Here is a 22,344-nt window from a genome sequence, read left to right as displayed (position 1 = left end):
CTTTGGCTTGAGCAACACCGTCGCGGTGGCGTCGATAAACAAAAAGGAAGTGACACACAGCGTGGGCATTGGAAACGGACCGCTCATTGTGCAGTCGGATAAGACCGTGCTGCTGGAAATCGACCACGAACAGGCGCAGGAGGCACGCACCGCGCTGGCACCGTTCGCGGAACTGGAGCGCGCCCCAGAGCACGTGCACACCTACCGCATCACCCCGCTGGCGCTGTGGAACGCCCGCGCGGCAGGGCACGACGCGGAGCAGATCATGGACGTGCTGGAAACCTACTCGCGGTTCCCCGCCCCGCAGCCGCTGCTCATCGACATTGCCGACACGATGGATCGCTACGGGCGGCTGAAGCTCATCAAGCACCCAGCGCACGGGCTCGTGCTAGAGACGACGGACAGGGCTGTGCTGACGGAGATCCGGCGTCACAAAAAGATCAAGCCCATGTTGGGCGCAGAGATCGACGAGGACTCGATCGTTGTGCACCCTTCCGAGCGCGGCAGGCTCAAGCAGGAACTGCTGAAGGTCGGCTGGCCCGCAGAGGACCTGGCGGGATACGTCGACGGCGAGGCACACCCCATCGAGCTGTCGCAGGAACACGAAGAATGGCAGCTGCGCGACTACCAGGAGATGGCGGCCGATAGCTTCTGGGAAGGCGGCTCGGGCGTGGTAGTGCTGCCATGTGGTGCGGGCAAGACGATGGTCGGCGCGGCCGCGATGTCCAAGGCAAAGGCCACCACCCTGATCCTGGTGACGAACACCGTCGCGGGCAGGCAGTGGAAGGACGAGCTAGTGCGCCGCACCTCCCTGACGGAGGATGAAATCGGCGAATACTCCGGAGAGAAGAAGGAGATCCGCCCCGTGACCATCGCCACCTACCAAGTGGTCACGCGCAAGTCGAAGGGCGAATACCGGGCGCTGGAGCTGTTCGACTCCCGCGACTGGGGCTTAATCATTTACGACGAGGTTCACCTGCTGCCTGCCCCGGTGTTCCGCATGACCTCCGACCTGCAGTCTCGCCGCCGTCTGGGGCTCACCGCCACCCTGGTGCGCGAGGACGGCCGCGAAGGCGACGTATTCAGCCTGATCGGGCCTCCATTGGCACTGAGACACTGGCACAAGCAACACAACAAACCCCAGCCCACACACAGTGGACTGGGGTTTGATCTGGTGCGCCCGGAGGGATTCGAACCCCCAACCTTCTGATCCGTAGTCAGATGCTCTATCCGTTGAGCCACGGGCGCGTGGCGGAGACGACAGGATTTGAACCTGCGGCCCTCCGCAAAGAGGGCAACTCCTTAGCAGGGAGCCCCATTCGGCCGCTCTGGCACGTCTCCAGACCTTCGCCCATAGTACACACACCTCGAACGGGGAACAAAACGAAGGCCCCTCACCAACCGGTAAGGGGCCTTCACTTGCGGAGACGAGGGGATTTGAACCCCTGGAGGTGTGACCCTCGCTGGTTTTCAAGACCAGTGCATTCGGCCGCTCTGCCACGTCTCCAATGTTGCGTGATTCTACAGCACCCCCTTGCTGAACGCGAAAATTCAGTACGCTGGCCCGGTATGAGCACACAGAACACACAGAACACGAAGACTATGCAGGCCATCGTCCAGACTGATACCTCGGATCCGCAGGCACTCGAACTGACAACCGTTCCCCTCCCGGAGCTGAAGGAGGGTGAGGTGCTGGTGAAAGTGCACGCCGCGGGTGTGAATCGCGGGGACTTGATGCAGGCGAAGGGGATGTACCCGCCGCCGAAGGGTGAGTCGGAAATTATGGGGTTGGAGTGCGCGGGCACCATCGCCGATCCGGGCACGACCGGCCGCCAGCCGGGCGAGGAAGTCGGCTGCCTGCTGGCGGGCGCCGGCTATGCCGAGTACGTGGCGGTGCCGGAGGGCCAGCTCACGCCGAAGCCGACCAACCTCACTCTCACGGAGACCGCCGGCGTTGTGGAGGCGGCCGCCACGGTGTGGTCGAACCTGGGGATGGTCGCCGGGTTGCAGTCCGGGAACAAGGTGCTCATCCACGGCGGGGCGGGCGGCATCGGCTCCTTCGCCATCCAGCTGTGCAAAGCCATGGGCTGCGAAGTCGCCGTGACCGCGGGGAGCGCCGAGAAGCTCGAGTACTGCAGGCAGCTCGGCGCGGACAGGCTCATCAATTACAAGGAGCAGCGCTTCGAGGAGGAGCTCGCAGGCTGGGCGGACATCATCCTGGACGTCATCGGCGGCTCCTATCTGGAGGCCAACATCAAGTCGCTTGCGGTGGACGGCAGGCTCGTCGTCATTGGGCTACAAGGCGGGCCGAAGGGCACGCTGAGCCTGGGCCGTATGCTCACGCGCCGCCAATCCGTCCACGCGACCACGCTGCGCGCCCGCCCGCGCCCCATGAAGGCAGCGATCGTTGCAAGCACGGTGGAGCACGTGTGGCCACTCATTGAAGCAGGCCACATCACACCGACCATCTCCCGGACCTTCCCCCTTATCGACGCCCGCTGCGCCCACTCCTACCTCAACTCCGGCGAGCACACCGGCAAGGTAGTCCTGGAGGTCGAAACCGCTTAGGCCAGGGAGGCCACGGTGCGGATCAGCTGCTCGATGTCCACTTCCGTATTGAAGGGACCCAGCCCGACGGCGACCGCGCCGCCCATCTCGGCCACGCCCATGTCCTGCAGTAGCGGTGTGGTCGGAGCGGGCGTCGATACGATGCCGTTGGCGAACAGCCGCTGGTGCACCGTCTCTGCCGGCACGCCGTGCACACCGAAGACCAGGCGCGGGGTGTGCTCCATGCGCGAGCCCTCAGCGGCCTCGCCGGACACACCCACGATGTGCACCGACGGCAACGTGCCCAGGAAGGTGTGCAGGTCGTCGCGCAGGCCGCGCATGTAGCGCTGCGTCAGCCCCATCGAGAACTCCAGCCGGTTGCGGCGCGTCTTGCGGCGCCCCGGCTCCTCCACCAGGCGCGCGTAGTGGTCGACGATGGCGGACACCCCGCCGGCGAGGCCCGTCGATACGTCGAGCTGCAACGCCGACATATCCAGCCTTCCGAACATCGCCTCATCTCGGAACACCAGCGCCGCCACCTGCGGCCCGCCGAGCTCCGCGACGTCAATGCCCAAAATATCCGCGCCGAAGCTATCGAAGTCCATCAGGTAATACGGCGCGTACGCCGAGACGTCCGCGAGCACCCACGCGCGGGAACGATCCCGCACCGTATCCGCAATATCTGCCACGCGGACCACAGACCCCAGCACCTCATGCGCAGCAGGGACCGCCACCAGGCGCGTCGAACCGTCCACCAGCTCGCCGAACTGCCAGGCAGGCACATCGCCAGTCGCTAGATCCGTCTGCGCCCAACGCAGCTGCGCATCCTCCGCGCAGCGCGCCAACGCGTCCGTCAACACCGGGCGATCCGCATTGCACACCACCACCGACGAACGGTGCCGAAACAGCGGGCGCATCGCCAACACCAACGCCGAATACAACACCGGGAGCGACGGCCCCAACACCACACGCTCGGGCGAAACGTTGCACAGGTCGGCGATGGCGGAGCGGGCGTCGAAAAGAAAACTTTGCCCCTCGGGCACACCGACAGTCGGGCGAGCATGCGAGCCGACCCGCGGCTCCGGGCGTGCAACCGCCGTCGACATACGGAAGGAACGCGCAACCGCCGCCGACACCCGCTCCGGAATCTGCGGGCAGTCGTGCGCATTCATATAGGTCCAGCCGTCAGAAAGAGAGGTGTACAGCCCACGCACACTAGCAACGTCATACGACTGCAACGACACCACGACCTCCTCCAGGCAACACTTCCAATCATTATGCACGCCCGAACACCGCAGCGCACCCCACCCGCAGCATGCTGCCAAAACACCGCCCAACGCACACGCAAGCTAGGGTATGAACCGTGCACAATACAAACCAGCTCCGAAACGACATCGCAAGGATGACCTCCGAGCCACACCACGACGACGCTCCGAAATCACAGTCGAAAACGCTGAAGCTGGCATTCCGCGACCTCATCCGCGGATGGGGCCAACACGAACTCTGGCTCCAACTAGGCTGGCAAGACATCAAACAGCGCTACCGGCGCTCCACCCTCGGCCCGCTCTGGATCACCATCGCCACCGGCGTGATGGCGCTCGCCCTCGGCCTCCTCTACTCCATGCTGTTCCAAATCAGCGTGCGCGAATTCCTCCCGCACGTCACCGTCGGCTTCATCATCTGGGGATTCATCTCCGGCTGCATCAAGGACGGCGCGGAAGTCTTCATCGAAAACGAAGGCCTGATCAAACAGCTGCCGTCGGCACTGTCGGTCCACGTGTACCGGCTCGTATGGCGCCAACTCCTCTTCCTGGCCCACAACCTGGTCATCTGGGTCATCCTCGTGCTCGCGTTCCGCATTCACCTCGGATGGCAAGTCCTCCTCGCCATCCCGGCGATGGCACTCCTCGTGGTCAACGGCGTGTGGGTGACCATGCTCTTCGGCATCATCGCCACCCGATTCCGCGACGTCGCCCCACTTCTGGAAGCGCTCGTGCAGCTGCTGTTCTACGTCACCCCGATCGTCTGGACCACCCACACGCTCAAGGAGCAAGGCGGCGACGTCGCTAAGCGAGCCATGCTCGCCGAAATCAACCCCCTCTACCACTACCTCGAGATCGTGCGCGCCCCCATGATCGGCCAAGAACTCGCCGGCTACCACTGGATCATCGTCGGCGTCTGCACCATCATCGGCCTGCTGCTCGCCCTACTCGCCATGCGCCAGATGCGCTTCCGCGTGCCGTACTGGGTCTAAGGAGAAGGAGTCACACATGGTTTCCATCGACACCTACAACGCCTGCGTCGACTTCCCAATTTTCGACGCCAAATCCCGCTCACTCAAAAAGGCAGTCATGTCCTCCGCCGGTGGCAAAATCGGCAAGAATGCCTCCAACACCGTGGTCGTCGAAGCACTCAAGGACATCAACCTCCACCTGCGCGAAGGCGACCGCGTGGGCCTGGTCGGCCACAACGGCGCCGGCAAATCCACGTTGCTACGCTTGCTCTCCGGCATCTACGAACCCACCCGCGGCGTCGCCGACGTCCGCGGCCGCGTCGCCCCCGTCTTCGACCTCGGCGTCGGCATGGACCCCGAAATCTCCGGCTACGAAAACATCATCATCCGCGGCCTCTTCCTCGGCCAGACCCGCAAACAGATGAAAGCCAAGATGGACGAAATCGCCGAATTCTCCGAACTCGGCGACTACCTCTCCATGCCCCTGCGCACCTACTCCACCGGCATGCGCGTTCGCCTAGCCCTGGGCGTGGTCACCTCCATCGAACCCGAAATCCTGCTCCTCGACGAAGGCATCGGCGCCGTTGACTCCGCCTTCATGGCCAAAGCCCGCGTCCGGTTGGCCGAACTCGTCGAGCGCTCCGGCATCCTCGTCTTCGCCTCCCACTCCAACGACTTTTTAGCGCAGTTGTGCAACACCGCCCTGTGGGTGGACAAAGGCGAAATCAGGAAAGCCGGCCTGGTCTCCGAGGTCGTGGGCGCCTACGAAGGGCCCGAAGCCGGCCAGTACGTCGACGACCTGGTCACGCGGTTCCAGGCGGAGTAGGCGCCGGGCTGGGTGGGCGCTGGTTTCGGCCGGTTTTCGCTGGCCAGAGCTCCTCTGAAGCCCAAATGGGAGTAACAGGATTGTAGTAATCCCCTTTTCGCAATCATTTTCGAGGATTACTACAATCCACCTACTACACTTTGCAGTTTTTGCCGGTTGTCGAACGACTGTTTGTCAGACTGTCCTCCCGTTTCCCCTCCAAGGTTAAAACCGAGCGGTGCAGGTCGCGCATTTTCACCCGGCCGGGCTGATTTCTGGCGACCAGCATCGCAATCCTTTAACACCTCGACCGGAACCAAAAACCGCGCAAAACCCACGCGAAAACCACCCAACGCCAGCCCAAAACCCCGCGCTCCCCGACGCACCACCACCCCGCCCCGCCGATGGTGCACAATATGAGGCATGACTGGAACTGGAACAGCACACCTGAAAAGTAGTGGTTCGACGGCGGCGGTGATCGTGACGCATAAGCGTGTCGAGATGCTGCGGCATTCCCTGGAGCAGGTGGTGAACCAGACGCACCCGGTGCAGTGGGTGATCGTGGTGGATAACGGTGCTGAGCAGGCTGTTCAGGAACTGCTGCAGGAGTTGGCTGGGGATCGAGCGGTGTATTTGCCGTCGAAGACGAATCTGGGTGGTGCTGGCGGGTTCGCGTATGGCTTTTTGACGGCGCTGGCGTTGGGGGCGGACGCGATTTGGTGCGCGGACGACGATGGTCGGCCGGCGGATCACGGTGTGCTGGAGGAGCTGTATCGTGTGGCGGAGCAGCACCGGCTGCATGAGGTGAGCCCGGTCGTGGCGAATATTGGGGATCCGGCGAAGTTGGCGTTTCCCCTGCGCCAGGGCTTGGAGTGGAAGCGGACGACGGCTGAGTTGGAGGGGTCGTTCTTGCCCGATTATGCGTCCTTATTTAATGGGGCGTTGATCTCGGCGGAGGCGATGGAGCGGATTGGTGTGCCGGATTATCGCCTGTTCATTCGGGGTGATGAGGTGGAGTATCACCGGCGTTTGTCGCAGTCGGGGCTGCGGTATGGCACGGCGCTGACCACGAAGTATTTGCACCCGGATGGGTCGGGCGAGTTCCACCCGATTATGGGTGGCAGGGCGCATGCGCAGTGGCCGGATAATGAGTCGAAAAGGTATTTCACGTATAGGAATCGCGGCTACATCATTAATCAGCAGGGTATGAAGAAGATGAAGCTGCAGGAAGTGGTGCGCTTCGGGTGGTTCTTCCTGGTGGAGCGGAAGGATCCGAAGGGCTTCCTGCAGTGGCTGCGTCTGCTGCGGATGGGGGCGCGGGAGGACTTTAGGCGTCCTTAAAGATGACTTTGCTTTGGAGGACGAAGTTGGTCACGGTGGCAACGCCTTGGGCGATGACGAAGGACACGGCGTTCTTCCACGAATCTTGCAAGCCTAGCGACGACAACGGCTCGTCCGTCACCCTCCACAGCAACATCTGCACCGCGAAGGTGGTGGCGTAGAGGATGAACACGGCGCTGGCTTTTTTGGCGTCGATTTTGGCGTTGAAGGCGAACTTGGAGTTCAGCACGTAGGCGGAGATGGTCCCGAAGACCCAGCCCACGGCCTTGGCAAGATCGCGTTGGACGTCGAGGGCTTGGTCGAGGGTGTTGGTGATGCCGAAGTCGATGACGGCGCAGCCGATGCCGATGATGAGGAATGGCAGCACCTGCTGCTTCATTGCGCTCACAGTTGTTTCGCCCCGAGGTATGCGAGGGCTGCGACGGTGCCGATCGCCACGTTGGGCTTTGCGACGCCCCTTCGGCCCAGCCAGCCTGCCAGTTTCTTTTGCGCCTGCACTCCGGCGGCGAAGGCGCCGACGGCGGCCACGGCGATGCCGCCGATGGTGAACCAGGTGGTGGCGATGGATTCGGCTTCGCCTTGTTCGGATTCGAGGACGGCGGTCAGGTCGTTGCGTGGGTCCTCGTCGAAGGCGTTGAAGGCGGCGATGGTGGCGAGGTTGGCGGCGCCGAGGAGGGTCCAGGCCAGCGCTTTGCGCGTGGTGAAGTCGGGGACGGAGGCGGCGGCGAGGATGTAGGCGGCTTGGATGCACTGGCCGCCGAAGGTGTCGTCGAGGGCGTTGTAGTCGATGGTGGGCTCGTCGACAAGTGATTGAATCGTGTCAGTCATGGTGTCCAATGCTACTAGTAGGGTGAAAAGCATGACTAAGCATGAGGAGATTCATGAGGCGGCGCAGCGCGTCGAGGTGCCGCTGTCCGATTACATGGTGAGGCTGTTCGCGGAGGAGCTGCCGTTTGTGGATTCGATGTCGCGTGGGCGCATCTATGAGCTGCTGCGGGACCATAAGGCTGCGGGGAAGCCGGAAATTACGTCGCAGGAGGAGCTTCCTGCAGAAATCAGGGAGCTTATGGACCTTTAGTTTGATGTTTTTATAGGTTTTTCGACTTACATCATTTAGACTCGAACCGAATGTCTTCGCACTTCGGCGAAGCAACGACGACAAGAAGAAGCGAAAGAGATGGAACTACACACCAATCTTAAGTCACTCTACGGCTGGGGCCGCACGGCTCCGTCGACTGCGCATGTGCTATCCACGCCTGACGTGGAGGTCATCAAGCAAGCCGTCGCACAGGTCGCGCAGGATAACGAGAGCCTGCCTGAGCACGCTCGCCGCGGCGTCATCGCCCGTGGTCTGGGCCGCTCCTACGGCGACCCGGCACAGAACGGTGGCGGCCTGGTCATCGACATCAACGCGCTGAACAAGATCCACTCGATTGATCCGGAGACCGGCATCGTCGACGTGGACTCGGGCGTCAACCTGGACCAGCTGATGAAGGCGGCCCTGCCGTACGGCCTGTGGGTTCCGGTCCTGCCGGGCACCCGCCAGGTCACCATCGGTGGCGCGATCGGTCCGGACATCCACGGTAAGAACCACCACTCCGCTGGTTCCTTCGGCGACCACGTGGTCTCCATGGAGCTGCTGGTGGCGGACGGCCGCGTCCTGCACCTCGAGCCGGAAGGCAGCGCGGACGACCCGGACGGCACGCTGTTCTGGGCGACGGTCGGCGGCATGGGCCTGACCGGCATCATCTTGCGTGCACGCATCCAGATGACCAAGACGGAGACCGCGTACTTCCTGTCTGACACGGATCGCACCAGCACGCTGGATGAGACGATCGCGCTGCACTCGGATGGTTCCGAGGTCAACTACACCTACTCCTCCGCGTGGTTCGACGCCATCTCCGCGCCGCCGAAGACGGGCCGTTCCACCATCTCCCGTGGCTCGCTGGCGACGCTGGCTCAGCTGGAGGAGTACGCTCCGAAGCTGGCGAAGGATCCGCTGCGTTTCAAGGCGCCTCAGCTGATGACGGTGCCGGACATCTTCCCGTCCTGGACCATGAACAAGCTGACGCTGTCCGCCATCGGCGAGGCCTATTACATGATGGGCGCCCCGAGCAAGAACGACATCAAGAACCTGACGCAGTTCTACCAGCCGCTCGACTTGATCGGTGAGTGGAACCGCGGCTACGGCAGCGCGGGCTTCCTGCAGTACCAGTTCGTGGTGCCGACGACCGCTGTGGAGCCGTTCAAGGACATCATCTACCAGATCCAGTCCTCCGGTCACTACACGGCGCTGAACGTGTTCAAGCTGTTCGGCGAGGGCAACCGCGCGCCGCTGTCCTACCCGATGAAGGGCTGGAACGTCTGCGTGGACTTCCCGATCCGCCCGGGCCTCAACGAGTTCCTGGACCGCCTGGATGACCAGGTGATGGAGTTCGGTGGCCGCCTCTACCTGGCGAAGGAGTCCCGTACGTCGGCGGAGAAGTTCCACAAGATGTACCCAGGTCTGGAGGGCTGGCTGAAGACCCGCCGCGAGATCGACCCGACCGGCGTCTTCGCTTCCGACATGTCCCGCCGCCTCGAGCTGAACTAGCTGAATGAACTGAAGGAGATTTTTCACATGTTGAATGCAGTAGGCCAAGCGCAAAACATTCTGCTCGTGGGTGGCACCTCGGACATCGGCCTCGCCATTGTGCGCGAGTTCGTGTCCCGCGGAGGCAACCCGAATGTCACGCTTGCGGCTCGCAAGAACTCCCCGCGTATCGACGCCGCCGTTGCTGAGGTCACCAACGCAGGTGCAGGCTCCGTTGAGGTCCTGGACTTCGACGCGACCGATTTCGCGTCCCACCCGGACGTGATCAAGCAGGCGTTCTCCGGTGGCGATGTTGACGTCGCCGTGGTTGCCTTCGGCACCCTGGGTGACCAGGAGCAGCTGTGGCAGGACCAGGCGGCAGCCGTGGAGTCGGCGCAGGTGAACTACACCGCGTTCGTGTCCGTCGGCGTGCTGTTGGGCCAGGAGATGAAGCGCCAGGGCCACGGCACCATCATCGCGATGAGCTCCGTTGCGGGCCAGCGCGTGCGTCGCTCCAACTTTGTGTACGGCGCGTCGAAGTCTGGCATGGATGCCTTCTACCTCCAGTTGGGTGAGGCACTTCGTGACTCCGGCGTGAAGGTGACTGTGGTTCGCCCGGGCCAGGTGCGTACCAAGATGACGGATGGGCTGGAGGAGGCTCCGCTGACCGTCGATAAGGAAGAGGTAGCGCAGGCTGCCGTTGAGTCGGCGCTGAAGGGCGAGCCGAGCGTGTTCGTGCACAAGCTGTTCGGCCCGATTTCTTTGGTGCTGCAGCACATCCCAGCGGCGATTATGCGCAAGCTCAACTTCTAATTCCCGGCGGGGAACGTGGTGGATGCGCTGCGATGTGCCAAACTGAGTGCATGACAGATACATCCATCCAACCCACGCTGGAGTTCAAGACCGTCGACTACGAGCCTGACGCTGTGTCATGGACGTCGGCGGTCTTGCGCATGCTTGCGGCCGGTACCAGCGCGGCGGTGGTGACGTTGTCGGTGTGGTACGTGCTGCACTCCACGTCGCTGCCTGCGTTTAATACCTCGATGGTGACGCGCGCCCTGTCCACGGGTGGCTCGTTCGTCGTGATTGTGTGTGCGGCGGTGGCGTGTTGGGGCTGGGCACGCAGACGCCAGTCACGGCCGCTGCGTATTCTGTGCCAGGCTGTCTGCGGGCTGGCCCCGGCGGGTCTGGTGATGACGGCGTTGGGGCTTCCTTTGGCGTCGACACGCCTGTGGTTGGACGGCATCCAGGTGGACCAGGGCTTCCGCACCCAGTTCTTGAGCCGGATGACTGAGGTGGCCACCAACCAGGACATGAGCTACCTGGACCTGCCCACCTTCTACCCGATTGGGTGGTTCTGGCTCGGTGGGCGCCTCGCCCACCTGTTGGGTATGGAGGGCTGGGAGGTGTACCAGCCGTGGGCGCTGGTATCCCTGGCTGCCGCGGCGTGCGCGCTGGTGCCGATTTGGCGCAAGCTGTGTGGCTCACTGCCAGTGGCGACGCTGGTCGCCTTGGTATCGACGGGCATCGTGCTCACCGAGACGCCTGACGAGCCCTACGCGGCGATCGTCGCCCTCTTCGCCCCCGCGGCCGCTGTCACCGCGTACAAGGCGTTGACGGGCTCCTGGCAGGCCACGGTAGTGCTGGCGCTCTACCTGGGCGTTTCCGCCATGTTCTACACCCTGTTTACTGCGATCGCAGCGCTGACCGTTGTAGTGATCGCGGTGCTGTTGTGGTTCCGCCGCAAGTTCGCGCGCGGCCCCGTCGTGCACCTTTTGGCTTCCGGGGTGGGCGCGCTGTGCATCGCGGCGATTGGTTGGGCTCCGTACCTGTACCAAGCGGCCTTCGGCGGTTTCGACGTCCGCCACACCGCGAACCACTTCCTGCCAGAGCAGGGCACGATCATCCCCCTGCCGTTCTTCTCCCTGTCCATCATCGGCGTGCTGTCGGTGCTGGGCCTGATCTTCATGGTTGGGCGCCTACACGTGCCTGAGGTGGCGGCGCTCACCGTGATGACGGTAGTCTGCTACGGCTGGGTGCTCATCTCCATGTTCGCTTCCCTTCTGGGGACGTCCCTGCTGGGGTTCCGCATCGAGGTGCTGTTGATGCTGCTGTTTTCCACCGTGGGTATTTTCGCGGTGGCGGATTTGCGCACTGCTGGCGTCGATTATTACTACCCTGGCCATTTCAAGGAGCGCACGCAGCGCGTCATCACCGTGGTGCTCATCATCGTGATGGCGGCGGGCACACTGTCCTTCGTGCAGCGCATCCCGGCGGTCAACGAGGCGCACATTGACCAGGCGTATTCGGACACCGACGGCTTCGGTGAGCGCGCCGACCGCTTCCCGCCGGACCCGGGCCGCTACTACGGCGAAATCGACGAGTTCATCCAATCCCACGGCTACGCCCCGGGGGAAACCGTGGTGTACACGGATGAGATCAACTTCATGGCGTTCAAGCCCTACCACGGCTTCAACGCGTTCACCAGCCACTACGCCAACCCGCTGGGTGAGTTCCACCTGCGCAACGAGGCGCTCTCGCAGTGGGCGAAGCTCTCCTTCGACGCCCCCGAGGAGCTCGACGCCGCGATGCAGAGCGCGAAGTGGACGGCGCCGCAGGCCTTCATTTTCCGTGGAACCATGAGCGAAGACCCGCGCGCAGACCGCGCCGACGCCACCGAGAACCGGGATGCAGCGTGGAAGACGCACATCGGCCACGACATCTTCCCGAGCGAGCCGAACGTGCGCTACGAAGGCCTGTTCTTTAACCCGAAGGCGTTCCCCCGCGAGACGTGGGACGCGAAGCAGATTGGTCCGTTTGTCGTGGTGGTTCGCAATGCCGCCACGCCTGAGAAGTAGAGTATGCCCCTGTGACAACTGAGACATCCGTGAATTCCGTGAACCCTGCGAACCCACAGAGTGCGGCGAGCACGCCCGGCGCGCAACAACCTCGGCGCGCCCCGCGCCAGCTGGTGGCTGCGACCGTCGTGTCCGGCTTCATCGCCTTCGTGTTGCTGCTGCTGACGCCGCTGCTGCCTGTGACGCAGGTGCAGTCGTCAGTGCAGTGGCCGCAAGGCGGCTCGGTGGGGTCGGTGAATGCCCCGCTGATTTCGCTAGCGCCGCAGGAGATTGACATGACGGTGCCGCTGGAGGCGACGCGTCACCTGCGCGAGGGCCAGAGCATCATTGTGTCGACGCTGCCTGCGTCCTCGGAGGAGGCGACCGACCGCGGCCTATTTGTGTCGGCGCCTGATGGTGGGCTGGTGGTCAGCTCGATTAATAAGGTGCTCTTCGAGCTGAGCCCCGGCGAGCTGGCGGGTATCGGCCCGGACAAGCAGCTGCGGGTGCACATCACGGATGAGCAGGCGGAAATTTCGGTGCCGGGCACCAGCTTCGAGGAGGTCCTCGAGGATGATTATCGCCCGCAGCTCAGTGGGTTGTACTCGGAGCTGAAGGAGGAGTCGTCGGCGCAGCTTATTGACGCCGGGCTCGCCGCCAACATCGAGATCAACTCTCGCTTTACGTCCAGCCCGACCCTGGTGAAGTCGCTGGCGATGTGGCTGGGGCTGGCCGCGATGGCGGTGAGCCTGTGGGGGCTGTGGCGCCTGGATCAGCTGGATGGGCGTCGTATCCCGCTGTTCAACCGTCGTTGGCGCACGTTCAAGCCGCTGGACGCGGTGGTGCTGGCGGTGCTGGGGTTCTGGCACGTGTTCGGCGCGAACACCTCGGATGACGGCTTCCTGCTGACGATGGCGCGGGTCTCGAACGACTCGGACTACATGGCGAACTATTACCGCTGGTACGGCGTGCCCGAGGCGCCGTTCGGTTCCCCGTTCTATGACGTGTTGGCGTTGTTGGCGAAGGTGACGACGGCGTCGATGTGGATGCGCCTGCCGACGCTGCTGGCCGCCATCTTGGTGTGGTGGCTGATTTCCCGCGAGCTGCTGCCGCGCTTCGGCGCGGTCATCGCGGACCGCCGCATGGCGTACTGGACTGCAGCGTTTGTGTTCCTGGCGTTCTGGCTGCCGTACAACAACGGCACCCGCCCGGAGCCGATTATCGCGATGGGGTTGACGCTGACGTGGGCGCTGTTTGAGCGCACGATCGCCACGAAGCGACTGGCCCCGGCGGCGCTGGGCACGGTGGTGGCGGCGTTCACGCTGGCCTGTGGCCCGACGGGTCTGGCGGCGGTGGGCGTGTTCCTGATCTGCCTGCCTGAGGTGTTCCGCATCATGAACAAGCGACGCGCGATTGCCCCGGGCATCGCGTACATAGCGGCGTTTCTGGCGGCGGGCTTCGCCGTGATGGTGCCGGTGTTCAAGGACCAGACCCTGGCGACCGTATTGGAGGCCACCAAGGTGCGCGGCGAGGTCGGCCCGGCGCTGTCCTGGTACTCGGAGTGGGTGCGCTACGGCACGCTGTTCCAGGAAGCTGTCGACGGCTCGCTGTCGCGCCGCTTCCCGATGCTGGTCTTCGCCTTCTGCGTAGTCCTCATCCTGTTTTCGATGGCACGCCACGGCGCGATCCCAGGCACGCCTGCGAAGCCGACGCAGCGCCTGATGCTGATCATCGGGCTGTCCACGTTCTTCCTGATGTTCACCCCGACGAAGTGGACGCACCACTTCGGTATTTACGCGGGTATCGGCGGTGTGGTCGCAGCACTCGGCGCGGTGGTGCTGTCTCACTTTGCGCTGCAGTCGGCGCGCAACCGCTCCTTTGCGATCGCCGCGGTGCTCTTCCTGGTGTCCCTGAGTCTGGCGGGCTGGAACGCGTGGTGGTACGTGTCCTCCTTCGGCGTGCCGTGGTGGGACAAGAACCCACAGGTGAAGGGCATCGAGGCGAACACTGTTTTGCTCGGAATTACGCTGGTGATTGCCTTGGTGGGCGTCGTCCAGTGGCTGCGGCCGCGCCCTGATTCTGTGCGGGAGCGCGCGGCGGCGTCGCGCTGGGCGGGCGTGATGGCCGCGCCGATCGCCGTCGCCGCGGTACTCATGGTGGCGTTTTCCTGCCTGACCTTTGTGAAGGCGTTCGCGGAACAGACTCCGAACTACTCGGTGGGCATGGGCAACGTGAAGACGTTCAAGGGTGACATCTGCGCCCTCGGCAGCGAGATCTTGCTGGAGACCGACACGAACGATTCCTTCCTCACCCCCGTCGACGGGGTGCCGCTGGGCCGCTCGCTGGACTCCGGCGTGAACCGCGCGTTCCACCCGGACGGCGTGCCTGCCACGATCGCGGACGACAACGCCGACACCACGGATACGAAATCGGGCGACGACACCGCCATCGAGACCGTCCAGTCCGATGCAAACGAGGAGCCTGAGCTCTCCTCGGATGCACGCAGCGTCGAGGGCAACCGCCCGTTCACGCTGCGCGGTGTCAACGGGTCGACGGTGCGCCTGCCGTTCAACCTGGACTTCAACCGCATCCCGCTGCTGGGCACATACGCCGAGCGCGCGACGCGCACGGCCTACCTGGAAACCACCTGGTTCGAACTGCCACAGAAGCGTGACGACGCCCCCCTGCTGGTCACGTCCGTGGCTGGCAAGATCGCGCACCACGACATTAATGGCGTCGAAAAGGAAGGTGCCGAGCTGGTGCTGGAGTACGGCGTGCGCAGCGACGACGGCTCGATAAAGACCCTGGGCGAGGCAGAAATGCTGGACCAGGGGCCGACGCCGAAGTGGCGCAACCTGCGCTACCCCATCGCGGACCTGCCCGAGGAGGCAAACGTGGTGCGCCTCGTCGCCGAGGACGCCTCCCTTGCGGAAGACGACTGGATGGCCGTCACCCCGCTGCGCAACCCGACGCTGCAGCCGCTGAACAAGATGTTCGACTCGGACACCCCGGGCCTGCTCGACTGGTCGGTGGCCTTCCAGTACCCGTGCCAGCGCACGTTCAACCACTTCGCTGGCGTGACCGAGATCCCGGAGTTCCGCATCATGCCTGACGCACCGGGTAAGCAGCAGCTGTCCGGATTCATGGACTTCCTGGGCGGCGGTGCGCTGTCCACCGCGGAGGCCGTGAACTACTCCTACCAGGTGCCGGGGTACATGAAGGGCGACTGGCAGCGCGACTGGGGTTCCCTGTCCCGCTACCAGCTGCGCACGAACTCCATCGGTGAGGTGCCAGCGCTTGCTGAGATCCAGCTCGAAGAGGTCACCCGTTCAGGGTGGTGGACCCCAGGCCCGATGAAGATTCGGGAGGTCTAACAGCTAAGATGAGGCGCCATGCGCGCTTTCGCATCCCTCCGCTCCGTTCTTGTTGCCGCCGCTACCGCCGCCCTTGTCGCGGTTGGTGCGGCGGCTCCGGCGTCTGCGCAGCAGCTGCAGCTGCCGGCGCCGATCGCACCGTCGTTCCGGCTGCCGAGCCTGCTGAAGTCCCAGGGCTGCAAGTCGGAGTACCTGATCGCGGTGCCGGGTGGCGTCAATACGATGCCGGGGCTACCGCGCAACCTGCCGCACGGCGGGAACGTGTGGCTCACGGGCGTGCTTACCCAGCTGTATACGGGTGGGCAGATTCAGCCGCTGTGGATCGCGTACGACGCCGCGCCGTTCGCCACCACGCAGTACCAGACGGCGTCGAATCGTGGCTACGCGGAGACGAAGAAGGCCGTCGCGGGCATCGCAAACGCCTGCCCGAACGCGCGCTTCAGCTTCACCGGCTACTCCCTCGGCGCGGATATTGTGTCGCGGATGCTGAATAACATTGCGCATGACCGTGGCCCTATCGCGAAGGAGCGCGTCGCCTCGGCTGCCCTGTTTTCCAGCCCCTACCAGGGCGGGAACGGTGCGGTGATGTCTGCGGGAACGTCGCCACACGTGCGCGGCGCGCTCGGTGAGCTTGAGGGCGGCTATGGCGACCTCGGTGAGCGCGTGCTGGAGATCTGCAACACCGGCGACATCGTGTGCTCCCCGACGGAGAATCAGCGCGAGATCGTCGACCCTGCGATGGACGTCAACCTGAGCAGCGGCGGGATGCCCCGCTGGGTGATTGACATCGCGCGCGCGAACGACGGCCGCACGAGCAGCATCATCCACTCGATCGGTGCGCACGGGTCCTACACGCTGGCGCAGCAGCATGAGGCTGCGAACTGGATCGCCAACCACCGCTAGTCCCTCCGACGCGCATGTCCGCCCCACACGTTAGAGTTGTGGGCATGCATGATCTTTTTCATCACGTAAACGGCGAGTGGGTCGACTCCCACGAGATCCCGGCGGACCGCGGCATCGACGGCTCCTTCTACGCCCTGCGCGACAAGGCGGAGGAGGACGTCCACGCGATCGTCTCGGAGACCAGCGACCTGTTCGCCTCCTTCATGGACACCGACGCCATCAACGCCGCAGGCACCGCGCCCCTGCAGCCGGACCTGGACCTGATCGCGGTGAAAGATATCGAGGAGTTCGCCCATAACCTGGGCGTGCTCGACCGCACGGGTGTCGGCTCCCCCCTGGCCTTTTGGGTTGAAAAGGACTCCCAGGGCGAGGACAGCGTGCCCTACCTTGTCCAATCCGGCCTTGGCCTGCCGGACGAGGCCTACTACCGGGAGGACGCCCACGCGGAGACCCGCGCCACCTACCAGAAGCACGTGGCCCGCATGCTGGCGTTTTTGGACCCGGCGTACCTGCTGGGGCTTACGCCTGAGGTGGCGGCGCAGCGCATCATGAACCTGGAGACCCAGGTGGCGGCCAGCCACTGGGATGTGGTGCGCAGCCGGGACGCGATGGCTACCTACAACCCGGTGGAGTTGGCGGAGTTGCCGTCGATAATTGTGACGATGCTGCGCGGCGCCGGGCTTCGCGACGGCCGCGTGATCAACATGATGCCCTCCTTCACCGAGGACTTAGCGACGATGCTTCGCCCCGAAACCCTCGCCGACTGGCAACTGTGGGCGGCGTGGACCGTGCTGCGCTCGCGCGCAAGCGTGCTCACCGAGGAGATCGGGCGGGCGAACTTCGAGTTTTACGGCACGGTGCTCTCCGGCGCGACGCAGCAGCGCGACCGCTGGAAGCGCGGCGTGGGGCTGGTGGAGTCGCTGGTGGGCGAGGAGATCGGCAAGGAGTATGTGGCGCGCCACTTCCCCGCCAAGTCGAAGGAGCAGATGCTCTCCCTGGTGGACTACCTCGTGCGCGCCTACGAGCAGCGCATCAGCAACCTGCCGTGGATGACACCCGCCACCCGCGAGCGCGCCCTGGAGAAGCTGCGCCTGTTCCAGGCGAAGATCGGCTACCCGGAAACCTGGCGCAGCTACGAGGGCCTGACCTTTGACCCTTCCGGTGAGCAGCTGGTGGCCAACGTGCGCCGCGGCGCCGCCTTCGAGCATGACTACCAGCTGGGCAAGATCGGCAAGCCTTCGGACCGCTCCGAGTGGGTGACCACCCCGCAGACCGTCAACGCGTTCTACAACCCGGTAGTCAACGACATCACCTTCCCGGCCGCAATCCTGCAGCCGCCGTTCTTCGACCCGGAGGCGGACCCAGCGCGCAACTTCGGCGCGATCGGCGCCGTCATCGGGCATGAGATCGGCCACGGTTTCGACGACCAGGGCTCGCGTTACGACGGCCACGGCAACCTCAACTCCTGGTGGACCGACGAGGACCGCGCCCACTTCGAGGAGCGCACCGCGAAGCTGGTGGAGCAGTTCCAGGGCCTGGTGCCTTCTGTGCTGGAGGGCCAGGACGTCGCGGGTGTCAACGGCGAGTTCACGCTCGGCGAGAACATCGGCGACCTGGGCGGACTTGGTATCGCGGTGGTGGCGTACCTGCTGTACTGCGCCGACAACAACGTCGAGCCGAACCTGGAGGAGCTCTTCCTGGCGTGGGCCCGCGTGTGGCGTTCGAAGGCGCGGCCGGAGATGGCGGCGCAGCTGCTGGCGATTGACCCGCACTCGCCGAACGAGTTCCGTTGCAACGTCATCGCGTCCAATGTTGACGAGTTTTACGAGGCCTTCGACGTGGAGCCTGGCTCCGCGATGTGGATCGCCCCGGAGGAAAGGGTCAAAATATGGTAGAGGAATCGTCGCTTCAGCCCGGCGCGGAGGGCGCGCACTACCCGCTCAACGAGCAGGGTTCCGAGGAGTTCCAGGTCGGTGGCGTGGAGCGCACCCTGCCGGAGTCGGAGCAGCTCGCGCAGCTGGTGTCCTACATCGAGGCGTCCTACGAGGACTCCTCGCAGTACCTGGCGCTGCTTCCGGACCGGATTACGCACGCCGCGATGCTAATGTTGGGCTCCGCGGTGGACCACCAGATGCCGGGCGTGGCCCTGACCGGGGACGTCTCCGTCGAGGACGCCCCGCTGGGCCAGGTGTTCACCTCCTCCAAGGCGCCCGCAAAGGGCGGCGTGTGGGTGGTGTCTTGCTACGACGGGCCAGCGGATGCCCGCGAGTTCGCCTGGCGCCCCGAGGTTGCCGCCTGCGCTGAGCAGGCCGGCGCCCGTGCCTACGACGTGGACGACCCGGCCGGCGTCGCCTCCGCCGTGCACGCCGCACGCCAGGAAGGCGCGGACGTGGTCGCGGTGTGGGGCACCGGCTCCTCCTGCGGGTTGCTGCCTGCGGGCGCGGACGCCTACGTGCTCACCTTCCCCGCCGAATCCGCCGAAGCCGCTGGGGCCCTCGCGACGGTTGACGCAAAGGTATTGCTGCAACGCGCCTCCGACGCCGGGTGGGAGCAGCCCTCAGTCGAGGGGGCGGAAGTGAAAGAGTACGTCTCCACCGGGGTGATCGCTACCCCGGCCCAGCACCGGCGCAAGGTCCTGGATGCCGCGGAGTTTCTTGCCGGACTTGCTACGGCCGAACGCTGACGCGGGCGTGGCGTCGTGGCGCTGGACAATGCCACGGCGTACGTCGACGGTGTTGTGGTAGGCGCTGCCGTTCGTCAGCGCCGCCACCGCCCACGTCTCATCCAACGTGGTGCCCCAGGAGACAGAGGCGGTCGCTGTGGACGCTTCGTTGGCCCAGCCCATCTTGGAACCCTGCACGCCACGCAGACGCGCGGTGCCGAACTGCTGACCAAACCCGTCAGAGGCTACCAACGACTGTCGGCGCATCCCTTCCAGCAGTGGCTCCGCCGCTGGGTCCCACAGGATCGCCGCGATGAAGGTGGCCACGTCCCTCGCCGAGGTCAACGTCGTGCCCCACGCGCCGACGCGCTGCGTGCGCTCCAGCTCGAAGTCGGCGGCAATCTCGTCGATGGCCTGCGGGTAGCGGGCGTCGAGCGCCTCGGCGATCGCGTCGTTGGAGACGCGCACCATCTCCTCCACCTGCGCCTTCTCCTCCTTCGTGCCGTTATAGAGCACCCAGTAGCCCAGGTAGAGCTTGGCCAGGGACAGGGCGGCGCGGGGCTCCTCGCCCGCCGGGGAGATCGACACCCGGCCGTCCGGGTGCACCACCGCCAGCGCAGTGCGCTCCCGCGTGTAGCCGGGGTTCACGTGAAAGCCCTGCAACGCAGGCATCAGCGCGCACACCAACAGCGCAGCAATCCACTTCTTCAACACAGTGCTTCCGCTTCGTTTCGCGCCCTAGAGGTCCAGGATGGAGTCCGCTTCGCTGACGTCCTCGCTGACCGGCTCCGGCACCTCGCACAGGTACACGTTGGCGCCGGTGGCGTCCTTCGCCCCAAGCATCGGGCCGAACGGGCTGAGCGTCGGACCAGCCAACACCTGGCCGCCACCCATACGCACCGCATGGGACGTCGCATCAACGTCCTTGACGCCGAAGTAGGAGTGCCAGACCGCCGCAAGGCCGTGCTGCTGCAGCCGCGGGTCCAGACGCAGACCCAAGAACGCCGCGCCCTCCTGCAGCGCAATGTAGTAGCCGCTTTCCTTGCGCAGCTCCCAGTCGAACAGCTCCCCGTAGAAGTCCACGGTGGCCTCATCCGGCGCCACGCACTCGTACCACACCGGAACACCCGGCTCACCAGCGGCAACGAAGGCATCCTCCCCCGCCGGGCGCATCAAGCCGAACAAGCCACCGGACGGGTCGGCACACACCGTCATCACACCGAAGTCCACCTCCTGAGAGCTCAGCACCTTGCCACCCAGCGACTCCACGCGTGACTCAATCGAGCCGTCCGCGTCCATGAAGTACGTCACCCACAGATCCCGCTCCTGCTTCGACGGCACAAACCCCGCCACCGGCAACCCGTCCTTACGGGCAACCCGGTACGTCTCGCCCGTCACTTCCCAGCCGAGCACCTTCGAGTAGAAGTACGCGGACTTCTGCACGTCTTTGGTCAAGCAGTCCTGCCAGTACGGCATCCCTGGTGTTCCCTGAAACGCAGGCATTTACATGTTCCTCCACTTTTCCGGATCGAAATCGTCGTTCGCGGTGCGCTCATCGAAGTAGTCGCCGTCATCCCCGCCGGTGCTCACGGTTGCCGTTTGGGTGCCGACGGTGACGGAGTCGGCGTCGAAAAGCAGGTGCCCGCGCGCACGCACCACCTCCCCATTGACACTGACCTCGCCGGCGTTGATGAGCTCCTTGGCGTGCCCGCCGGACTCCACAAGGTTGGCCACCTTCAAAAACTGACCGAGCTTAATGCTCTCCCCCGAAATCACCACATCAAACGCCATGATTACACCACCGGCGGAGCAAGCTTGACCGCAGTGCCCACCGCGGACACCAACATCATGCCGCCGTCAGCGCCCATGGACTCGTAGTCCACCTTCACGCCAACCACCGCGTCAGCCCCCATCTCCGCGGCGCGATGCCACAGCTCGTTCAGGGCCTCCTCGCGGGCGCGCACGACGTCGGCCTCCCACGCGGCGGCGCGACCACCCACAATGTTGCGAATGCCCGCCGCGAAATCCTTGAACACATTCATGCCGACGATCGCCTCGCCGCCCACGATGCGCATGTACTCAGCGATGGTGCCCCCATCGACGGAATTAGTAGTGCTTAGAATCATGCAGCCAGTCTAAGCCACGCCCCCGACACTTAGCGTTCAGCCTGGTCAGTCGGCATAATCGACAAGGTATCGATGTTCACGTGCGGCGGCAAACTCGCCACCCAACGCACCGCCTCCGCGATGTCCTCCGCGGTCAGGTTCAGCTTGCCCTCGTACACCGCGTCCGCGCGCTCGGCACCGCCCGCGAAACGGTTCAGGGAGAAGTCCGTCTTCACCCGGCCAGGGTCAATCTCCGTGACGCGGATGTTGTTCTCCGCCTCTTCCCGTCGCAGCGCCCGCGTGATCCCGCGCAGCCCGTACTTCGCCGCGTTATAGCCGCTGCCGCCCTTGTACGCGTCAGTCGCCGCCACGGACCCAATGTTCACCACCAGACCGGACGCCTCCAGCAGGTGCGGGTACAGGGCCTTCGTCACCCGCATGGTGCCGAGCACGTTCGTCTCGTACATCCACTGCCAGTCGGCGGGGTTGGCGTCGCGAAGCAGGTCGAGGCCCTTCGCGCCGCCCGCATTATTCACCAGCAGCCCAACCGGCCCCTCAATTATCGACGCCAACTCCCCCACACTCACCTCATCCGTCACATCAAGGCGCACCGCCACGCCCCCGATCTCTTCTGCGATGGCCTGGCAGTGCTCCACCCGGCGCGCCGCCACGTACACCTTCCAACCGTCCGCGGCGAGCGCCCGCGCACACGCCTCCCCGATCCCGGCGGAGCCTCCCGTTACTACGGCTACTTTCGTTGTCTCTGTCATGGTTGGCAGTGTAGTGCTCGTGCGGGCTCGGCGTGCCTGGGCGTTTGGGTGATCGTCCTGCTTTTTCAAATCTCAGGGTTATACTCTCACCTGCAGTGCGTACCCATTCATGTGAGTACTTCACTGTCCGCAGGAGTTTATTCACCTGCGCCTCTCCGTGGGATTTCGTCCCTCACCTGCGGAAGGACCCTATGG

The 22,344-nt window shown here is 64.5% G+C and carries 20 protein-coding genes, 3 tRNA genes and 1 pseudogene; 13 read left to right on the top strand and 11 right to left on the bottom strand.

Annotated elements, in window-relative coordinates; translation table 11 throughout:
• Window positions 1–61: 61 nt before the first annotated feature.
• Window positions 62–1,099 (top strand): annotated as a pseudogene (locus KBX14_RS08685) (helicase-associated domain-containing protein); the annotation flags it as partial.
• A gap of 73 nt (window positions 1,100–1,172) precedes the next feature.
• Here the strand turns inward: KBX14_RS08685 and KBX14_RS08680 are convergent.
• The 3 genes from KBX14_RS08680 to KBX14_RS08670 form a co-directional block, all read right to left on the bottom strand.
• Window positions 1,173–1,248, bottom strand: a tRNA-Arg gene (locus KBX14_RS08680).
• Between the two features lies 1 nt (window position 1,249).
• Window positions 1,250–1,341, bottom strand: a tRNA-Ser gene (locus KBX14_RS08675).
• A gap of 81 nt (window positions 1,342–1,422) precedes the next feature.
• Window positions 1,423–1,507 (bottom strand) — tRNA-Ser (locus KBX14_RS08670).
• Between the two features lie 62 nt (window positions 1,508–1,569).
• On the opposite strand from KBX14_RS08670, the gene KBX14_RS08665 reads away from it, so the two are divergent.
• The gene (locus KBX14_RS08665) at window positions 1,570–2,568 is read left to right on the top strand and encodes an NAD(P)H-quinone oxidoreductase (RefSeq protein WP_256042336.1); all 999 of its coding nucleotides are present in this window, start codon (window positions 1,570–1,572) and stop codon (window positions 2,566–2,568) included.
• On the opposite strand, the gene KBX14_RS08660 is transcribed toward KBX14_RS08665, so the two are convergent.
• A complete protein-coding gene (locus tag KBX14_RS08660; protein ID WP_240492758.1) occupies window positions 2,565–3,830 on the bottom strand; it encodes an aminotransferase class V-fold PLP-dependent enzyme in 1,266 nt (421 codons plus the stop codon). The two genes, KBX14_RS08665 and KBX14_RS08660, sit on opposite strands and share 4 nt — an antisense overlap.
• A gap of 80 nt (window positions 3,831–3,910) precedes the next feature.
• Between KBX14_RS08660 and KBX14_RS08655 the strand changes: the two genes are divergently transcribed.
• Window positions 3,911–4,801 carry an ABC transporter permease gene (locus KBX14_RS08655; protein WP_256042335.1) on the top strand — a complete coding sequence of 297 codons (891 nt, stop codon included), beginning with the start codon at window positions 3,911–3,913 and terminating at the stop codon, window positions 4,799–4,801.
• A 16-nt stretch (window positions 4,802–4,817) separates the two neighbouring features.
• Window positions 4,818–5,606, top strand: coding sequence for an ABC transporter ATP-binding protein (locus KBX14_RS08650; protein WP_070363296.1), 789 nt, complete (start codon window positions 4,818–4,820; stop codon window positions 5,604–5,606).
• A gap of 119 nt (window positions 5,607–5,725) precedes the next feature.
• Here the strand turns inward: KBX14_RS08650 and KBX14_RS08645 are convergent, their stop codons facing one another.
• The gene (locus tag KBX14_RS08645) at window positions 5,726–6,010 is read right to left on the bottom strand and encodes a hypothetical protein (RefSeq protein WP_256042334.1); all 285 of its coding nucleotides are present in this window, start codon (window positions 6,008–6,010) and stop codon (window positions 5,726–5,728) included.
• Here KBX14_RS08645 and KBX14_RS08640 point away from each other — a divergent pair.
• Window positions 6,009–6,926, top strand: a complete 918-nt coding sequence (locus KBX14_RS08640) for a glycosyltransferase (protein WP_070363297.1) — start codon at window positions 6,009–6,011, stop codon at window positions 6,924–6,926. The genes KBX14_RS08645 and KBX14_RS08640 overlap by 2 nt on opposite strands.
• Here the strand turns inward: KBX14_RS08640 and KBX14_RS08635 are convergent.
• Both KBX14_RS08635 and KBX14_RS08630 read right to left on the bottom strand, forming a co-directional pair.
• The gene (locus KBX14_RS08635) at window positions 6,913–7,305 is read right to left on the bottom strand and encodes a GtrA family protein (protein ID WP_070363298.1); all 393 of its coding nucleotides are present in this window, start codon (window positions 7,303–7,305) and stop codon (window positions 6,913–6,915) included. The genes KBX14_RS08640 and KBX14_RS08635 overlap by 14 nt on opposite strands.
• A 5-nt stretch (window positions 7,306–7,310) precedes the next feature.
• The gene (locus KBX14_RS08630; protein WP_070363624.1) at window positions 7,311–7,754 is read right to left on the bottom strand and encodes a hypothetical protein; all 444 of its coding nucleotides are present in this window, start codon (window positions 7,752–7,754) and stop codon (window positions 7,311–7,313) included.
• 31 nt (window positions 7,755–7,785) lie between these two features.
• On the opposite strand from KBX14_RS08630, the gene KBX14_RS08625 reads away from it, so the two are divergent.
• The 8 genes from KBX14_RS08625 to KBX14_RS08590 all read left to right on the top strand — a co-directional run bounded on the left by KBX14_RS08625 (window position 7,786) and on the right by KBX14_RS08590 (window position 19,295).
• Window positions 7,786–8,004, top strand: coding sequence for a hypothetical protein (locus KBX14_RS08625; RefSeq protein WP_256042333.1), 219 nt, complete (start codon window positions 7,786–7,788; stop codon window positions 8,002–8,004).
• Window positions 8,005–8,103: 99 nt separating this feature from the next.
• Window positions 8,104–9,519 carry an FAD-binding oxidoreductase gene (locus KBX14_RS08620; RefSeq protein WP_256042332.1) on the top strand — a complete coding sequence of 472 codons (1,416 nt, stop codon included), beginning with the start codon at window positions 8,104–8,106 and terminating at the stop codon, window positions 9,517–9,519.
• A gap of 27 nt (window positions 9,520–9,546) precedes the next feature.
• Window positions 9,547–10,311, top strand: coding sequence for a decaprenylphospho-beta-D-erythro-pentofuranosid-2-ulose 2-reductase (locus tag KBX14_RS08615; RefSeq protein WP_256042331.1), 765 nt, complete (start codon window positions 9,547–9,549; stop codon window positions 10,309–10,311).
• Window positions 10,312–10,361: 50 nt separating this feature from the next.
• Window positions 10,362–12,356 (top strand): galactan 5-O-arabinofuranosyltransferase, encoded by a 1,995-nt coding sequence (locus KBX14_RS08610; RefSeq protein WP_256042330.1) that lies wholly within the window; start codon window positions 10,362–10,364, stop codon window positions 12,354–12,356.
• An 11-nt stretch (window positions 12,357–12,367) separates the two neighbouring features.
• Complete coding sequence (locus tag KBX14_RS08605) at window positions 12,368–15,709, top strand: arabinosyltransferase domain-containing protein (RefSeq protein WP_256042329.1); 3,342 nt, start codon at window positions 12,368–12,370, stop codon at window positions 15,707–15,709.
• A gap of 18 nt (window positions 15,710–15,727) precedes the next feature.
• On the top strand, window positions 15,728–16,612 hold the full coding sequence (locus tag KBX14_RS08600) for a cutinase family protein (RefSeq protein WP_071573660.1): 885 nt from the start codon (window positions 15,728–15,730) through the stop codon (window positions 16,610–16,612).
• 44 nt (window positions 16,613–16,656) lie between these two features.
• The gene (locus KBX14_RS08595) at window positions 16,657–18,507 is read left to right on the top strand and encodes a M13 family metallopeptidase (RefSeq protein ID WP_256042328.1); all 1,851 of its coding nucleotides are present in this window, start codon (window positions 16,657–16,659) and stop codon (window positions 18,505–18,507) included.
• Window positions 18,501–19,295 (top strand): alpha/beta hydrolase, encoded by a 795-nt coding sequence (locus KBX14_RS08590; protein WP_256042327.1) that lies wholly within the window; start codon window positions 18,501–18,503, stop codon window positions 19,293–19,295. Before KBX14_RS08595 ends, KBX14_RS08590 begins: the two co-directional genes overlap by 7 nt.
• A gap of 717 nt (window positions 19,296–20,012) precedes the next feature.
• On the opposite strand, the gene KBX14_RS08585 is transcribed toward KBX14_RS08590, so the two are convergent.
• Genes KBX14_RS08585 through KBX14_RS08570 form a run of 4 tightly spaced genes read right to left on the bottom strand, consistent with a single transcriptional unit; the run spans window position 20,013 to window position 22,149 of the window.
• Window positions 20,013–20,777 carry a VOC family protein gene (locus KBX14_RS08585; protein ID WP_256042326.1) on the bottom strand — a complete coding sequence of 255 codons (765 nt, stop codon included), beginning with the start codon at window positions 20,775–20,777 and terminating at the stop codon, window positions 20,013–20,015.
• Entirely contained in the window at window positions 20,778–21,065 is a 288-nt protein-coding gene (locus KBX14_RS08580) for an RNA-binding S4 domain-containing protein (RefSeq protein WP_070477226.1), read from the bottom strand.
• Window positions 21,066–21,067: 2 nt separating this feature from the next.
• Window positions 21,068–21,400, bottom strand: a complete 333-nt coding sequence (locus tag KBX14_RS08575; RefSeq protein WP_070363307.1) for a heavy metal-binding domain-containing protein — start codon at window positions 21,398–21,400, stop codon at window positions 21,068–21,070.
• A 29-nt stretch (window positions 21,401–21,429) separates the two neighbouring features.
• Window positions 21,430–22,149, bottom strand: coding sequence for an SDR family oxidoreductase (locus KBX14_RS08570; protein ID WP_256042325.1), 720 nt, complete (start codon window positions 22,147–22,149; stop codon window positions 21,430–21,432).
• Between the last annotated feature and the right edge of the window lie 195 nt (window positions 22,150–22,344).

It is taken from the genome of Corynebacterium sp. CCUG 61414, assembly GCF_024453945.1.
Classification (GTDB): domain Bacteria; phylum Actinomycetota; class Actinomycetes; order Mycobacteriales; family Mycobacteriaceae; genus Corynebacterium; species Corynebacterium pseudogenitalium.
Note: the sequence above shows the minus strand (reverse complement) of the source record. Positions and strands in the feature narration are given on the sequence as shown.

Coding starts and splice junctions, on each gene's coding strand:
- KBX14_RS08665 (WP_256042336.1), top strand. CDS start 1,570: ATGAGCACACAGAACACACAGAACACGAAGACTATGCAGGCCATCGTC.
- KBX14_RS08650 (WP_070363296.1), top strand. CDS start 4,818: ATGGTTTCCATCGACACCTACAACGCCTGCGTCGACTTCCCAATTTTC.
- KBX14_RS08640 (WP_070363297.1), top strand. CDS start 6,009: ATGACTGGAACTGGAACAGCACACCTGAAAAGTAGTGGTTCGACGGCG.
- KBX14_RS08645 (WP_256042334.1), bottom strand. CDS start 6,010: ATGCCTCATATTGTGCACCATCGGCGGGGCGGGGTGGTGGTGCGTCGG.
- KBX14_RS08635 (WP_070363298.1), bottom strand. CDS start 7,305: ATGAAGCAGCAGGTGCTGCCATTCCTCATCATCGGCATCGGCTGCGCC.
- KBX14_RS08630 (WP_070363624.1), bottom strand. CDS start 7,754: ATGACTGACACGATTCAATCACTTGTCGACGAGCCCACCATCGACTAC.
- KBX14_RS08625 (WP_256042333.1), top strand. CDS start 7,786: ATGACTAAGCATGAGGAGATTCATGAGGCGGCGCAGCGCGTCGAGGTG.
- KBX14_RS08620 (WP_256042332.1), top strand. CDS start 8,104: ATGGAACTACACACCAATCTTAAGTCACTCTACGGCTGGGGCCGCACG.
- KBX14_RS08615 (WP_256042331.1), top strand. CDS start 9,547: ATGTTGAATGCAGTAGGCCAAGCGCAAAACATTCTGCTCGTGGGTGGC.
- KBX14_RS08610 (WP_256042330.1), top strand. CDS start 10,362: ATGACAGATACATCCATCCAACCCACGCTGGAGTTCAAGACCGTCGAC.
- KBX14_RS08600 (WP_071573660.1), top strand. CDS start 15,728: ATGCGCGCTTTCGCATCCCTCCGCTCCGTTCTTGTTGCCGCCGCTACC.
- KBX14_RS08595 (WP_256042328.1), top strand. CDS start 16,657: ATGCATGATCTTTTTCATCACGTAAACGGCGAGTGGGTCGACTCCCAC.
- KBX14_RS08590 (WP_256042327.1), top strand. CDS start 18,501: ATGGTAGAGGAATCGTCGCTTCAGCCCGGCGCGGAGGGCGCGCACTAC.
- KBX14_RS08585 (WP_256042326.1), bottom strand. CDS start 20,777: ATGCCTGCGTTTCAGGGAACACCAGGGATGCCGTACTGGCAGGACTGC.
- KBX14_RS08580 (WP_070477226.1), bottom strand. CDS start 21,065: ATGGCGTTTGATGTGGTGATTTCGGGGGAGAGCATTAAGCTCGGTCAG.
- KBX14_RS08575 (WP_070363307.1), bottom strand. CDS start 21,400: ATGATTCTAAGCACTACTAATTCCGTCGATGGGGGCACCATCGCTGAG.
- KBX14_RS08570 (WP_256042325.1), bottom strand. CDS start 22,149: ATGACAGAGACAACGAAAGTAGCCGTAGTAACGGGAGGCTCCGCCGGG.